15 protein-coding genes are annotated in these 12,526 nt (G+C 71.0%); 1 reads left to right on the top strand and 14 read right to left on the bottom strand.

The window, feature by feature from the left end:
- Nucleotides 1–6: 6 nt before the first annotated feature.
- Together Q2K19_RS14855 and Q2K19_RS14850 are read right to left on the bottom strand one after the other, a co-directional pair.
- Nucleotides 7–1,686 (bottom strand): ABC-F family ATP-binding cassette domain-containing protein, encoded by a 1,680-nt coding sequence (locus Q2K19_RS14855; RefSeq protein WP_302771533.1) that lies wholly within the window; start codon nucleotides 1,684–1,686, stop codon nucleotides 7–9.
- A 41-nt stretch (nucleotides 1,687–1,727) separates the two neighbouring features.
- Entirely contained in the window at nucleotides 1,728–2,333 is a 606-nt protein-coding gene (locus Q2K19_RS14850; RefSeq protein ID WP_302772497.1) for a class I SAM-dependent methyltransferase, read from the bottom strand.
- Nucleotides 2,334–2,677: 344 nt separating this feature from the next.
- Here Q2K19_RS14850 and Q2K19_RS14845 point away from each other — a divergent pair, with 344 nt between their 5' ends.
- On the top strand, nucleotides 2,678–3,664 hold the full coding sequence (locus Q2K19_RS14845; protein ID WP_302771531.1) for a hypothetical protein: 987 nt from the start codon (nucleotides 2,678–2,680) through the stop codon (nucleotides 3,662–3,664).
- Nucleotides 3,665–3,727: 63 nt separating this feature from the next.
- On the opposite strand, the gene truA is transcribed toward Q2K19_RS14845, so the two are convergent.
- The 12 genes from truA to secY form a co-directional block, all read right to left on the bottom strand.
- Nucleotides 3,728–4,561 (bottom strand): tRNA pseudouridine(38-40) synthase TruA, encoded by an 834-nt coding sequence (gene truA / locus Q2K19_RS14840; protein WP_302771530.1) that lies wholly within the window; start codon nucleotides 4,559–4,561, stop codon nucleotides 3,728–3,730.
- A gap of 74 nt (nucleotides 4,562–4,635) precedes the next feature.
- The gene (gene rplQ, locus Q2K19_RS14835; protein ID WP_302771528.1) at nucleotides 4,636–5,196 is read right to left on the bottom strand and encodes a 50S ribosomal protein L17; all 561 of its coding nucleotides are present in this window, start codon (nucleotides 5,194–5,196) and stop codon (nucleotides 4,636–4,638) included.
- A 34-nt stretch (nucleotides 5,197–5,230) separates the two neighbouring features.
- Complete coding sequence (locus Q2K19_RS14830; protein WP_007073009.1) at nucleotides 5,231–6,253, bottom strand: DNA-directed RNA polymerase subunit alpha; 1,023 nt, start codon at nucleotides 6,251–6,253, stop codon at nucleotides 5,231–5,233.
- A gap of 96 nt (nucleotides 6,254–6,349) precedes the next feature.
- Nucleotides 6,350–6,976 (bottom strand): 30S ribosomal protein S4, encoded by a 627-nt coding sequence (gene rpsD / locus Q2K19_RS14825; protein ID WP_302771526.1) that lies wholly within the window; start codon nucleotides 6,974–6,976, stop codon nucleotides 6,350–6,352.
- 14 nt (nucleotides 6,977–6,990) lie between these two features.
- Complete coding sequence (rpsK, locus tag Q2K19_RS14820; RefSeq protein ID WP_007073011.1) at nucleotides 6,991–7,398, bottom strand: 30S ribosomal protein S11; 408 nt, start codon at nucleotides 7,396–7,398, stop codon at nucleotides 6,991–6,993.
- An 18-nt stretch (nucleotides 7,399–7,416) separates the two neighbouring features.
- Complete coding sequence (gene rpsM / locus Q2K19_RS14815) at nucleotides 7,417–7,797, bottom strand: 30S ribosomal protein S13 (protein ID WP_091262776.1); 381 nt, start codon at nucleotides 7,795–7,797, stop codon at nucleotides 7,417–7,419.
- 260 nt (nucleotides 7,798–8,057) lie between these two features.
- Nucleotides 8,058–8,174 carry a 50S ribosomal protein L36 gene (gene rpmJ, locus Q2K19_RS14810; protein WP_091262778.1) on the bottom strand — a complete coding sequence of 39 codons (117 nt, stop codon included), beginning with the start codon at nucleotides 8,172–8,174 and terminating at the stop codon, nucleotides 8,058–8,060.
- A gap of 92 nt (nucleotides 8,175–8,266) precedes the next feature.
- Nucleotides 8,267–8,488, bottom strand: coding sequence for a translation initiation factor IF-1 (gene infA, locus Q2K19_RS14805; protein WP_007073013.1), 222 nt, complete (start codon nucleotides 8,486–8,488; stop codon nucleotides 8,267–8,269).
- 269 nt (nucleotides 8,489–8,757) lie between these two features.
- The gene (locus Q2K19_RS14800) at nucleotides 8,758–9,279 is read right to left on the bottom strand and encodes a DUF1707 SHOCT-like domain-containing protein (protein WP_302771521.1); all 522 of its coding nucleotides are present in this window, start codon (nucleotides 9,277–9,279) and stop codon (nucleotides 8,758–8,760) included.
- Between the two features lie 138 nt (nucleotides 9,280–9,417).
- Nucleotides 9,418–10,269, bottom strand: coding sequence for a type I methionyl aminopeptidase (gene map / locus Q2K19_RS14795; protein WP_302771519.1), 852 nt, complete (start codon nucleotides 10,267–10,269; stop codon nucleotides 9,418–9,420).
- 91 nt (nucleotides 10,270–10,360) lie between these two features.
- Nucleotides 10,361–11,014: an adenylate kinase gene (locus Q2K19_RS14790; protein WP_302771518.1), complete on the bottom strand. Its 654-nt coding sequence runs from the start codon at nucleotides 11,012–11,014 to the stop codon at nucleotides 10,361–10,363.
- A complete protein-coding gene (gene secY, locus Q2K19_RS14785; protein ID WP_302771516.1) occupies nucleotides 11,015–12,343 on the bottom strand; it encodes a preprotein translocase subunit SecY in 1,329 nt (442 codons plus the stop codon). It abuts the gene before it with no gap.
- Nucleotides 12,344–12,526 lie beyond the last annotated feature (183 nt).

Raw genomic sequence — 12,526 nt, 5'->3', positions numbered from 1 at the left:
CGTCGATCATCCGACGTCCCAGACCGGCTCCGGCGTCTCGACCACCTCGCCGTCGCCCCGGAACAGGACGAACCGGTCGAAGGAGCGGGTGAACCAGCGGTCGTGGGTCACTGCGATCACCGTCCCCTCGAAGGCGTTCAGGCCGGCCTCCAGCGCCTCGGCGGAGGCCAGGTCGAGGTTGTCGGTGGGCTCGTCGAGCAGCAGCAGGGTGGCCCCGGAGAGCTCCAGCAGCAGCACCAGGAAACGCGCCTGCTGACCGCCGGAGAGGGTGCCGAAGCGCTGGTCGCCCTGGCCGGCCAGCTCGTACCGGGACAGCGCGGCCATGGCCGCGTGCCGGTCCATCCCGGCCCGGTGCTCGTCGCCCCGCCACAGGATGTCGACCAGTGTCTTCTGCATCAGTTCCGGCCGGTCGTGGGTCTGCGAGAAGTGGCCGGGGCGGACCCGCGCGCCGAGCCGGACCACCCCGTCGTGCGCGACGGGTGCGAGCGCCGCCGCGCCGTCGACCGGCGTGTTGGCCGGGTCGGGGTCGGTGCCGCCGCGGGCCAGCAGGCGGAGGAAGTGCGATTTCCCCGTCCCGTTCGCGCCGAGCACGGCGACCCGGTCGCCGTACCAGAGCTCCAGGTCGAACGGGTAGGTCAGGCCGTCGAGCTCGAGCTGCTCGGCGATCACCGCGCGCTTGCCGGTCCGCCCGCCGGTCAGCCGCATCCGGATGTCCTGGTCCTTCGGGGGTACGGGCGGCGGCCCGGCCTCCTCGAACTTGCGCAGCCGGGTCTGCGCGGCCTGGTAGCGGGAGGCCATCCCGTCGTTGTACGCGGCCTTCTGCTTGTACATCAGCATCAGCTCGCGCAGCTTCTGGTGCTCCTCGTCCCAGCGCTTGCGGAGCTCGTCGAGGCGGGCGTGCCGGGCCACCCGCGCCTCGTGCCAGCTCGCGAAGCCGCCCGGGTGCACCCAGGCGCTGCCGCCCTCCACGGCGACCACCCGGTCGGCGGTCTGGGCGAGCAGTTCCCGGTCGTGTGAGACGTAGAGCACGGACTTGCCGGACTCCCGCAGCCGGGCTTCCAGCCAGCGCTTACCCGGTACGTCGAGGAAGTTGTCCGGCTCGTCGAGGAGGAGCACCTCGTCGGTGCCGCGGAGCAGCAGTTCCAGGGCGAAGCGCTTCTGCTGGCCGCCGGAGAGGGTCCGCACCGGACGGTCCCGGGCGGCGTCCCAGGGCAGGTCGAGGACGATGGTGGCGACGGTGTCGAAGAGCACCTCCGCGTCGTACCCGCCGGTCTCGCCCCAGGCGGCCAGCGCGTCGGCGTACGCGAGCTGGGCCTTGCTCGCGGCGGTGCTGTACTTGCCGCGGACCTCGGCCGCCCGCATGGCCGCCTCGGTCTCGGCGAGCCGGCGGCCGGCGTCGCGCAGCGCCGGCGGGGCGAGCGAGAGCGCCAGGTCGGCGAGCGTGGAGCCGTCCCCGATCATGCCGATGAACTGGCGCATCACCCCGAGGCCGCCGGAGCGGGCGATCGCGCCGGTCTTCACCGTCAGATCACCGGCGACCATCCGGAGCAGCGTGGTCTTGCCGGCCCCGTTGGGCCCGACCAGCGCCACCTTGGCGCCCTCACCGACCCGGAACGACACCTCGGCGAAGAGTTCCCGGCCGTCCGGGAGGATGTGCCCGACCGCTGCCACGTCCACGTATCCCACGCCGGCATCCTGCCCGAGGGACCGGGGCGGACGACACTCGATTACCGGGTGACGCGGAGCACCCGGTAGCCCTTCTGGCTGGCGTGCCGCTGCACCTGCCAGCCCTGCTCGACCAGCCAGCGGTGCAGCGAGTCGCCGCCCAGGTGTTTCGCGACGACCAGCCAGGCCACCCCGTCCGGGGCGAGCCGGGGCAGCCAGCGCCGCAGCAGCTCGTGCAGCTCCCCCTTGCCGATCCGGATCGGCGGGTTGGACCAGATCTGGTCGAACGACAGGTCGGCCGGTACGTCCTCGGGCGCGACCGCGCGGACCCGGCCGGCGGCGCCCACCCGGGCGGCGTTGGCGGCGGTGAGCGCGCGGGCGCGCTCGTTGACGTCGAGCGCCCACACGGTGGCGGACGGCGCGACGGTGGCCAGGACGCAGGTGATCGGGCCGAAGCCGCAGCCGATGTCGAGCAACTGACCGGTGTGGTCGGCGCCCGGCAGCTCGGCCTTGCGCAGCAGCACAGCGGTGCCGGGGTCGAGCCGGTCGGCGGAGAAGACCCCACCCGCCGAGGCGAGGGTGTAGTCGCGCCCGGCGACGGAGAACTCGACCTCGCGCGGCTGGGCGGCGCTCGTGGGTTCAGCGGAGAAGTAGTGGTCGCCGGTCACGTCGGGCATTGTCGCACCGGTCGGGCACGGCCCCGGCGACGGTGCGGCCGTGGTGCCCGGGACGGGGCGCGGCGAAGGCCGCAAAGACGCCACTCCGCTAGAATCTCGCGAAATTCCCATCGAAAGGGGCAATCAGTCCTACTGTATCCGACATGGTGTATCGGTACGAGTCCGATGAGGACGCCTTCCTGGAGTACCCGAGGCCCGGGTCGGACCCGTCCATGCCCGGCGCCGCCGTGCCTCCGCCTGCGGGGCCCTCACCGTCCCGCTTCCCCACCCCGTCGCTCCCCCCGCCGGTCCGACCCAGCAGACGGGCCGTCGAGGTCACTCCGGCGCCGCCTTCCGTGCCGTCCCGGCCGGCGCCCCTGCCCGCTCCCGAACCGGCCCGGCCCGCGGTCGCGACCGACGTCCCCCGGGCCACCGTCCCGGCGCCCGACGAGACGCCGCACCCGCCCGCGTCCACCCCTCCGCCGCCGGACTTCCGGACCAACGACCCGACCGACCCGGCCCGTACCCGCCAGGACGGGGGCCGACGCGGCGGCGGCCGGGCCTGGCAGGCGCTCATCGGCGGGGCCGCCGTACTGGTGCTGCTCGCCCTCTGCGGCCTGGCCGTCGCCGCCCTGCTCCAGGATCGGAACGGCACGCCGCAGGCCGGCACGCCGACCGGTCAGCCTGCGGTGGAGCAGGCCGGCGCGGCCGACAACACCGACCTGGACTCGCGGGACACCGACCAGCTGGCGCTCACCGCCAAGGAGGTCTTCCCCGGCAAGGCGCTGGTGACCACCACCGGCCAGCCCGCCTACCAGGTGCTCAAGGCGAGTTCCAGCGGCAGCTGCGCGGTCGCGGCGACCGGTGAGATCGCGGACCTGCTGGTCCGCCTCGGCTGCAACCAGGTGGTCCGGGCGACGCTGCGCTCCCCCGACGGCCAGTACCTGCTCACCGCCGGGCTGCTCAACCTCACCGACGTGGCCAGCGCCCAGCGGGCCCGGGACCGGATCCGCCAGCTGCTCGACGAGCGCCAGGGCCGGTTCCGGGGCCTGGCGGCGGGCAACGACACCCAGGCCGTCGAGCAGGCCGCCGCCCGGGTCGGCTGGCAGGTACGCGGCCACTACATCGCGTACTGCCTGGTCACCCGGGCCGACGGGGAGAGGATCAGCTCCACCGACACGCGGGCGCGCGAGATCCTGTACGACCTGATCGAGGTCCACCTGAACCGTGGCGTGCTGGAGCGCCGGGCGAACGGTGGGGTGGCCAGCCAGCCCGCCGACGACCCGACGGACGGCACCACCGGCCAGGACGACACCACCGGCCGGGGCCCGTCGAACAACTGACCCCCACCTCGACGGCCCGTCGCCCCCACCCGCGGGCGGCGGACCGGTTCCCGTCCCGGGCGGTCAGCCCTCGGCGACCGGGACGCGCAGCCGGCGGGTGAGTTCGGCGCGGCGGGCGTACCCGGCCGGATCGTCGGGGTAGCCGACCTCGACCAGGGCCAGCCCGTGCGCCGGCGCCACGGTCACCTCGCTGGACCGTTCCCGGCGGGTCAGCAGACTCGCCGGCCACTCGACCGGGCGGCGGCCGTCCCCGGCGACCAGCATCGCGCCGACCAGGCTGCGCACCATGTTCTGGCAGAACGCGTCGGCCTGCACGGTGGCGACCAGGATCCCGTCCGGGTCGCGCCGCCAGTCCAGCCGGGTCACCTCGCGCAGCGTGGTGGCGTTCTCCTTGCGCCGGCAGTAGGCGGCGAAGTCGTGCTCCCCCACCAGACCGGCGGCCGCGGCGTTCAGGGCCGCCAGGTCGAGCGGCTTCGGCCAGGCGAGGGTGTCCCGGCGGCGCAGCGGCTCGGCACCCCAGGGAGCGTCGGTGACCCGGTACTCGTAGCGGCGGAAGGTGGCCGAGAAGCGGGCGTCGAAGTCGGCCGGCACCTCGGTCATCGCGCGCACCCGCACGTCCGGCGGGAGCAGCCGGGCGAGCCGGCGCAGCAGCCGCCCGTCGTGCTGGCGCCAGACCTCCGCCGGCAGGTCGAGGTGGCAGACCTGCCCGGTGGCGTGCACGCCGGCGTCGGTCCGGCCGGCCACGGTCAGCCCGGTCGCGGTCCCGGCGCCGAGGACCAGGTCCAGCGTCTCCATCAGGACGCCGGCCACGGTACGGCGGGTCGGCTGGGCGGCCCAGCCGGAGAAGTCGGTGCCGTCGTACGAGACGTCCAGCCGCAGCCGGGTCCGCTCGTCCACCTCGTACCTCCCGTTGACGCCGTCGGGCCCGGCACCCACGGGAGGGGTGCCGGGCCCGACGTTGCTGCCTGCGCTCAGGCCTTGTCGTTCTCGCCGGCCTCGTCGCTGTCCTCGCGCGACTCGGCGGTGTCACCGGAGGCGTGCACCGGCGGCTCGGAGTCCTGGTCGGCCGGGGCCGACGCCGGGGTCTCCTCGGCCGGGGCCAGGGCCTCGACCTTGTCCTGCTGGGCGGCCTTGCGGGCGGCGGTCTTCTTGTTCGCCTTCGGCTCGGCGACCTGAAGCTCCTCGACCAGCTCGATGATCGCCATCGGAGCGGCGTCACCCTTGCGCGGACCGGTCTTCACGATCCGGGTGTAGCCACCGTTGCGGTTGGCGTACCGGGGCGCGATCTGGTCGAACAGGGCGTAGACCACGTCCTTGTCCTTGACGACGCCCAGCACCCGCCGACGCGAGGCGAGGTCGCCGCGCTTGGCCTTGGTGATGAGCTGCTCGGCCAGCGGACGCAGCCGCCGGGCCTTCGTCTCGGTGGTCTGGATCTTGCCGTGCTGGAACAGCGCGGTGGCCAGGTTGGCCAGCATCAGCCGCTCGTGCGCGGGGCTGCCGCCGAGGCGGGGGCCCTTGGTGGGCGTGGGCATTGTTGGTGCTCCTCAGAAGTGGCGGCAGCCGGACTTAGAGCTGCTCGGTCTCGCGGTAGTCGTCGGTGTCGTAGTCGGCCTCGCCGAAGGCGTCCACGACGTGCGCCGGGTCGAAGTTCGGAGCCGAGTCCTTCAGCCCCAGACCCATCCCGGCGAGCTTCATCTTGACCTCGTCGATCGACTTCTGACCGAAGTTACGGATGTCGAGAAGGTCGGCCTCGGTACGCCCGATGAGCTCACCAACGGAGTTGATGCCCTCGCGCTTGAGGCAGTTGTAGGAGCGGACGGTCAGGTCCAGCTCCTCGATCGGCAGAGCCAGATCCGCCGCCAGCTGGGCGTCCTGCGGGGACGGCCCGATGTCGATGCCTTCGGCGGTCTCGTCCAGCTCCCGGGCCAGCCCGAAGAGCTCCACCAGCGTCGAGCCGGCCGAGGCCAGCGCGGTACGCGGGCCCATCGACGGCTTGGTCTCGACGTCGATGATCAGCCGGTCGAAGTCGGTCCGCTGCTCGACACGGGTCGCCTCGACGCGGTAGGTCACCTTGAGCACCGGCGAGTAGATCGAGTCGACCGGGATGCGGCCGATCTCGGCACCCGCCTGCTTGTTCTGCGCCGCCGTGACGTAGCCACGACCCCGCTCGACGGTCAGCTCCATGTCGAGCCGGCCCTTGCCGTTGAGGGTGGCGAGCTTCAGGTCCGGGTTGTGCACCGAGACACCGGCCGGGGGCTGGATGTCGCCGGCGGTCACGTCCCCCGGGCCCTGCTTGCGCAGGTACATGCTGACCGGCTCGTCGTGCTCGGAGCTGACGCAGAGCTCCTTGATGTTCATGACGAGCTCGACCACGTCCTCCTTGACGCCGGGGATCGTGGTGAACTCGTGCAGGACACCGTCGATCTTGATCGAGGTGACCGCCGCACCCGGGATGGACGACAGCAGCGTGCGCCGCAGCGAGTTGCCCAGGGTGTAGCCGAAGCCCGGCTCCAGCGGCTCGATGGTGAACCGGGACCGGGTCTCGTTGATCGACTCTTCGGAGAGAGACGGTCGCTGGCTGATGAGCATCTTTTCTCTTCTCTTCCGGGGCGCCCGCTATATGACGCCCACGACACAAACTGTTCCGGTGGCCCGCCCCGGAGGGCGGGCCACCGCAACGAGCCCTTACTTGGAGTAGAGCTCGACGATCAGCTGCTCCTGGACCTGGGTGTCGATCACCTGGCGGGCCGGGAGCGAGTGCACGAGGATCTTCAGCTGGCTCGGAATGGCCTCCAGCCACGCCGGGACGGTCCGCGAGCCGGCCTCACCCTGCGCCACCAGGAACGGGGTGAGCTCCTTGCTCTTCGCACGCACCTCGATGATGTCGTGCTCCTTGACCCGGTACGACGGGATGTCGACCTTCTTGCCGTTCACCGTGAAGTGACCGTGCTTGACCAGCTGACGGGCCATGTCCCGGGACTTGGCGTAGCCGGCCCGGTAGACCACGTTGTCCAGCCGCGACTCGAGGATCTGCAGGAGGACCTCACCGGTCTTGGCCTGCTTGCCCACGGCCTCCTCGTAGTAACCGCGGAACTGCTTCTCCAGCACGCCGTAGACCCGGCGAGCCTTCTGCTTCTCACGGAGCTGGAGCAGGTACTCCGTCTCCTTGGTGCGGCCGCGGCCGTGCTGCCCGGGCGGGAACGGCCGGGACTCGAACGGGCACTTCGGGCCATCGCACTTGCTGCCCTTGAGGAACAGCTTCATCTTCTCCCGCCGGCAACGGCGGCAGTCAGCACCGGTGTAACGAGCCATCTCTCTCTAACCTCTCAGACCCGGCGACGCTTCGGCGGACGGCACCCGTTGTGCGGCTGCGGGGTGACGTCGGAGATCTGACCGACCTCGAGGCCCACGGCCTGCAGCGAACGGATGGCGGTCTCCCGGCCGGAGCCGGGTCCCTTGACGAACACGTCGACCTTGCGCATGCCGTGCTCCATGGCCCGACGCGCGGCGGCCTCGGCGGCCAGCTGCGCGGCGAACGGAGTCGACTTGCGGGAGCCCTTGAAGCCCACCTGGCCGGCGGAGGCCCAGGAGATGACCGCACCGGTCGGGTCCGTGATGGACACGATGGTGTTGTTGAAGGTGCTCTTGATGTGCGCCTGCCCGTGGGCGACGTTCTTGCGTTCCTTGCGCCGGACCTTCTTGACGGCGGCTCCGGCACGAGCCTTCGGTGGCATAAGTCTGTGCGCTCCTAGTTACTTCTTGCCGGGCTTCTTCTTGCCGGCCACGGTCCGCTTCGGGCCCTTCCGGGTCCGCGCGTTGGTCTTGGTCCGCTGGCCACGGACGGGCAGGCCCCGGCGGTGCCGGATACCCGCGTAGCAGCCGATCTCGACCTTGCGGCGGATGTCAGCGGCGACCTCGCGGCGAAGGTCACCTTCAACCTGGTAGTTGGCCTCGATGTGGTCGCGGAGCTGCACGAGCTCCTCGTCCGTGAGGTCCCGAGCGCGCTTGTCCGGCGAGATGCCGGTGGCGGCGAGCGTCTCCAGGGCACGGGTGCGACCGACCCCGAAGATGTAGGTGAGCGCGATCTCCATCCGCTTGTCGCGGGGGAGGTCCACGCCGACTAGACGTGCCATGTGCGGGCGTACTCCTCGTGATGTTGTGGCGGAGGTGTGGACCCGTCCCACCCCGCTACCGACCGTCCCGTCCTTCCGACGCGTTCCGCGCCGGCGACCGGGATCGGTCGCTGCCCGAGCGGGCCCCGGCCTCCGACCGGGGGTCAACCACGAGGGAGTACGCGCTGCGTACCGCTCGCGGCTGGGACGAGCTGATGATCTGTTGTCGGGATCTGCGGCCCGGACCGATCCGACCGGCCGTCACGGCCGGTGGGACTGGTTCAGCCCTGGCGCTGCTTGTGGCGCGGGTCGGTGGAGCAGATGATCATGACCCGGCCGTGCCGGCGAATCACCCGGCAGTTGTTGCAGATCCTCTTGACGCTCGGCTTGACCTTCACGGTTGCCTTACTTCCCATCTGGCCCGGAGGCGCGACGCAGCGCGACCCGGACGTCGAAGACGGACACGGGGACGTCCCGGCCGTCGTCAGGCTTACTTGTAGCGGTAGACGATGCGCCCGCGGGTCAGGTCGTACGGCGAGAGTTCGACGACGACCCGGTCCTCCGGCAGGATGCGGATGTAGTGCTGCCGCATCTTGCCGCTGATGTGAGCCAGCACCTTGTGGCCGTTCGCGAGCTCCACCCGGAACATGGCGTTCGGCAGGGGCTCGATGACCCGACCCTCGATCTCGATGGCTCCGTCTTTTTTCGGCATGTCCTCCGCTGTCCTGACGTCGGTTGCTCCGGACGGCCCACAACGTCTTACACGGGTGAACTGACCAAGATCAGGAAACCCGCGCCAGCCGCGGCTCCAGCTCCCACCGAAGCGCGGGTGGGCATGCCGGAGTGGACGCTGTGCGCCGATCAGAAAGTGTACGCCCGCCAGCGGGCCGTCGCCAAACCGGCCGCCCGGCCGGTCACCTGGCCGAAGGAAATTCGTCAAGCCCCGATCGCCTGCTGTGACCCTGGCCACAGCCTCGGCGGTCAGTATCGTCTGCGCCGGTCCCGCCGGTCCTTGCGGCGCCGCTCGGTCGAGTGCCGCCACCCATGGTCGTGGCCGCCGACGGTGCGCATCAGTAGGAAAAACCCCCACGGCCCGATCGCCCAGGCCGGCCAGTAGTGGCCGAGGTGACCCGAGCCGACCGAGGCGAACAACCAGATCACGGTGAGGATCCCGGCGACCCGCAGCCACGGTGACCAGATCGCGAGCACCCAGCCGGCGCCGCGCCCGCTGTTGTCGGCGACCTTCTCGCTGGCATCGGGGGCCGGGGCCGTCGGGGCCGACGGGGCGGACGGGGCCACCGCGGCGCGCTGTGCGCGTGTCGCCCCGGGCAGGTCGGCCACGACCTCGTCCAGCTCGGCGTACGTCTTCGCCTGGTAGGCCCGGACCAGCCGCTCGTCGTACTCGTGCAGGTCGAGCCGGCCCTCCTCGAGAGCCACCCGGAGCCGCTCCGCCGTGGCCGCCCGGTCGGCGTCGGCCGCCCGCATCCCGCTCCGCCCGTCCATGACGGCAAGCATGCCACCGGCGTGCCACCGCGCGGTAACCCCTCTGTCGCACCCAGCGGCGACGAGCGGTGCGGCGGTACGCAGCCGGGCGGAAACCGCCCGATCGGCGCGAGGAGCGCCAAGGCCGGGACGGACCGGTCAGACCGCCGGGGAGCCGGCCGGCTGGCGGGACGTGACCAGGTCGCCGAGCCGGGCCCGGCCGCCGTCCTCGGCGGTCAACACCCACACCCCGTCGTCCAGCAGCGCCATCGAGTGCTCCACGTGCACCGCCATCGACCTGTCCCGGGTCACCACGGTCCAGCCGTCCGCCAGCTCCACGGTCCGCGGCGAGCCCATGGTGATCATCGGCTCGATCGCCAGCGCCAGCCCGGGAACCAGGCGGGGCCCCTTCCCCGGGCGCCCGTGGTTGAGCACGTGCGGGTCCTGGTGCATCTCCGTGCCGATGCCGTGGCCGCCGTAGCCGTCGACGATGCCGTACCGGCCGCCCTTGCGGACCGCGTTCTCCACCGCGTACGAGATGTCTGTGAGGCGACCCTTCCCGCTGGCCGCGCCGCGGGCGGCGGCCGCGATCCCGGCCCACATCGCGTCCTCGGCCACCGCCGCCATCTTGAGCAGCGCCGGGTCGACCTCGCCGACGCCGACCGTGATCGCCGAGTCGCCGTGCCAGCCGTTGAGCACCGCGCCGCAGTCGATCGAGATCAGGTCTCCCTCGCGGAGCACCTGCTGCGACGACGGGATCGCGTGCACCACCTGCTCGTTGACGGAGGAGCAGATCGACGCCGGGAAGCCGTGGTAGCCCTTGAAGGACGGGATCGCGCCGGCGTCGCGGATGGTGGCCTCGGCGATCGCGTCGAGGTCCGCGGTGGTCACCCCGGGGGCGACCGCCTCCCGCATCAGACGCAGCGCACGGGCGACCACCAGACCGGCGGCCCGCATCAGCTCGATCTGGTCCGGGGTCTTCAGCTGGATGTCCAGCTGGGGACGACGCATGGAGGCGTTACCTTTCGTCGCGCGGAACAGCGGGGCACGCCGGACGTACCCCGCTGGTCGCACTCTATCCGCCGGGATCGCCGGCGGGATGTCAGCCGCCGTACGAGCGCAGGGCGTCGATGGCGCGGACCGTGACGTCCTCCACCGGCCCGGTGGCGTCGATGCCGACGAGCTTGCCCTGGGCGCCGTAGTAGTCGACCAGCGGCGCGGTCTTCTCGGCGTACTCCCGGAGCCGGGCCGCGATGGTCTCCGGCTTGTCGTCGTCCCGCTGGAACAGCTCCGCGCCGCAGCGGTCGCAGACCCCCTCCCGGGTGGGGGCGTCGAACTCGACGTGCCAGATCTTGCCGCAGCCGCGGCAGGTGCGCCGGCCGGAGAGCCGCCGGATCACCTCGTCGTCGTCGACGACCAGCTCCAGCACCAGGTCCAGCGCGGTGCCGAGGTCAGCGAGGAGCTTGTCGAGCGCGGCGGCCTGCGGCGTGGTACGCGGGAAGCCGTCGAGGAGGAAGCCCTCGCCGGCGTCCGGCTCGGCGAGCCGGTCCCGCACCATGTTGATCGTGACCTCGTCCGGGACCAGCTTGCCGGCGTCCATGTACCGCTTCGCCTCTACCCCGAGGGGCGTGCCCTGGGAGACGTTGGCCCGGAAGATGTCACCGGTGGAGATCTTCGGCACCGAAAGGTGGGCGGCGATGAACTCCGCCTGTGTGCCCTTGCCCGCGCCCGGCGGGCCAACCAGAACGAGTCGCATCTACCGCAGGAACCCTTCGTAGTTCCGCTGCATGAGTTGGCTCTCGATCTGCTTCACGGTCTCCAGACCGACGCCGACCATGATGAGCACAGCGGTGCCGCCGAACGGGAAGTTCTGGAACTGCTGGTTGTCGAGCCAGATGAAGAAGAAGTTCGGCAGGATCGCGATGATGCCCAGGTAGAGCGCACCCGGCAGGGTGATCCGGCTGAGGATGAAGTCGAGGTACTCGGCGGTCGGCTTGCCGGGGCGGATGCCCGGCACGAAGCCGCCGTACTTCTTCATGTTGTCCGCGACCTCGGTCGGGTTGAACGTGATCGACACGTAGAAGTACGTGAAGAAGATGATCAGCAGGAAGTAGATCGCGATGTGCTCCGGCGCGCTCGCCTTCACGATGTGGTTCTGGATCCAGGCCTGGGTCTTGCCCGGGTTGGTCTGGTCGAAGAACTGGAGCACGAGCGTCGGCAGGTAGAGCAGCGACGAGGCGAAGATGACCGGGATGACACCGGCCTGGTTCACCTTCAGCGGGATGTAGGTGGATGTGCCGCCGTACATCCGCCGGCCGATCATGCGCTTGGCGTACTGCACCGGAATCCGGCGCTGGGCCTGCTCGATGAAGGTGACCGCGGTGATGACCAGCAGGACCAGGGCGATGACGAGGAGGAACATCCCCCAGCCCTTGGTGGTCTTGATCTTCCAGCCCTCGCTGGGGAGCCGGGCCGCGATCGAGGTGAAGATCAGCACGGACATGCCGTTGCCGACGCCGCGGTCGGTGATCAGCTCGCCGAGCCACATCACCACACCGGTGCCCGCGGTCATGGTCATGACCAGGATGGACAGGGTCAGCCAGTCCGGGATGCCGGTGCCCCGGGGGATGATCGGGAACTGGTCGCAGCGGTTCTGGAAGAGCTGCCCGGAGCGGGCCAGCGCCACGAACGCCGACGACTGCAGGATGCCCAGGCCCAGCGTCAGGTAGCGGGTGTACTGGGTGATCTTCGCCTGGCCGGCCTGACCCTCCTTGCGGAGCTGCTCCAGCCGCGGGATGACCACGGTCAGCAGCTGCAGGATGATCGACGCGGTGATGTACGGCATGATGCCGAGCGCGAAGACCGAGAGCTGGAGCAGCGCACCGCCGGAGAACAGGTCCAGCAGGTTCAGCACACCGGTGCCGCTCCCCTGGATCGTGTCGAGGCACTTCTGCACGTTGCCGTACGAGACGCCTGGGCTGGGCAGAGTGGCGCCGAGCCGATAGACCGCGATGATGCCTACTGTGAACAGCAGCTTCTTGCGCAGGTCAGGCGTACGGAACGCACTGAGAAAGGCGGACAGCAACTTCTTCCTCCTGCGCGAGGCGGGCCGCCGGTGATGATCCCTGGCGGGGCGGGGTGGGTGCCGGGCGAGCGCCCGATATCCATAGCTGGGAAGGGACTCTAACAGCCCGATCCCGGTGGGGGCAGACGTGCCCGGCTACATAAAACGAATCCGATGTTACCCGGCGCACATTCGCCGTGGAGA

The organism is Micromonospora sp. NBRC 110009 (genome assembly GCF_030518795.1).
Lineage (GTDB): Bacteria > Actinomycetota > Actinomycetes > Mycobacteriales > Micromonosporaceae > Micromonospora.
The sequence above is the reverse complement of the archived record's forward strand: the minus strand, read 5'-3'. Positions and strand labels throughout refer to the sequence as shown.

Coding starts and splice junctions, on each gene's coding strand:
- rpsD (WP_302771526.1), bottom strand. CDS start 6,976: ATGGCTCGTTACACCGGTGCTGACTGCCGCCGTTGCCGGCGGGAGAAG.
- infA (WP_007073013.1), bottom strand. CDS start 8,488: ATGCCGAAAAAAGACGGAGCCATCGAGATCGAGGGTCGGGTCATCGAG.
- Q2K19_RS14800 (WP_302771521.1), bottom strand. CDS start 9,279: ATGGACGGGCGGAGCGGGATGCGGGCGGCCGACGCCGACCGGGCGGCC.
- rplQ (WP_302771528.1), bottom strand. CDS start 5,196: ATGCCCACGCCCACCAAGGGCCCCCGCCTCGGCGGCAGCCCCGCGCAC.
- Q2K19_RS14830 (WP_007073009.1), bottom strand. CDS start 6,253: ATGCTCATCAGCCAGCGACCGTCTCTCTCCGAAGAGTCGATCAACGAG.
- rpsK (WP_007073011.1), bottom strand. CDS start 7,398: ATGCCACCGAAGGCTCGTGCCGGAGCCGCCGTCAAGAAGGTCCGGCGC.
- rpsM (WP_091262776.1), bottom strand. CDS start 7,797: ATGGCACGTCTAGTCGGCGTGGACCTCCCCCGCGACAAGCGGATGGAG.
- map (WP_302771519.1), bottom strand. CDS start 10,269: ATGCGTCGTCCCCAGCTGGACATCCAGCTGAAGACCCCGGACCAGATC.
- Q2K19_RS14790 (WP_302771518.1), bottom strand. CDS start 11,014: ATGCGACTCGTTCTGGTTGGCCCGCCGGGCGCGGGCAAGGGCACACAG.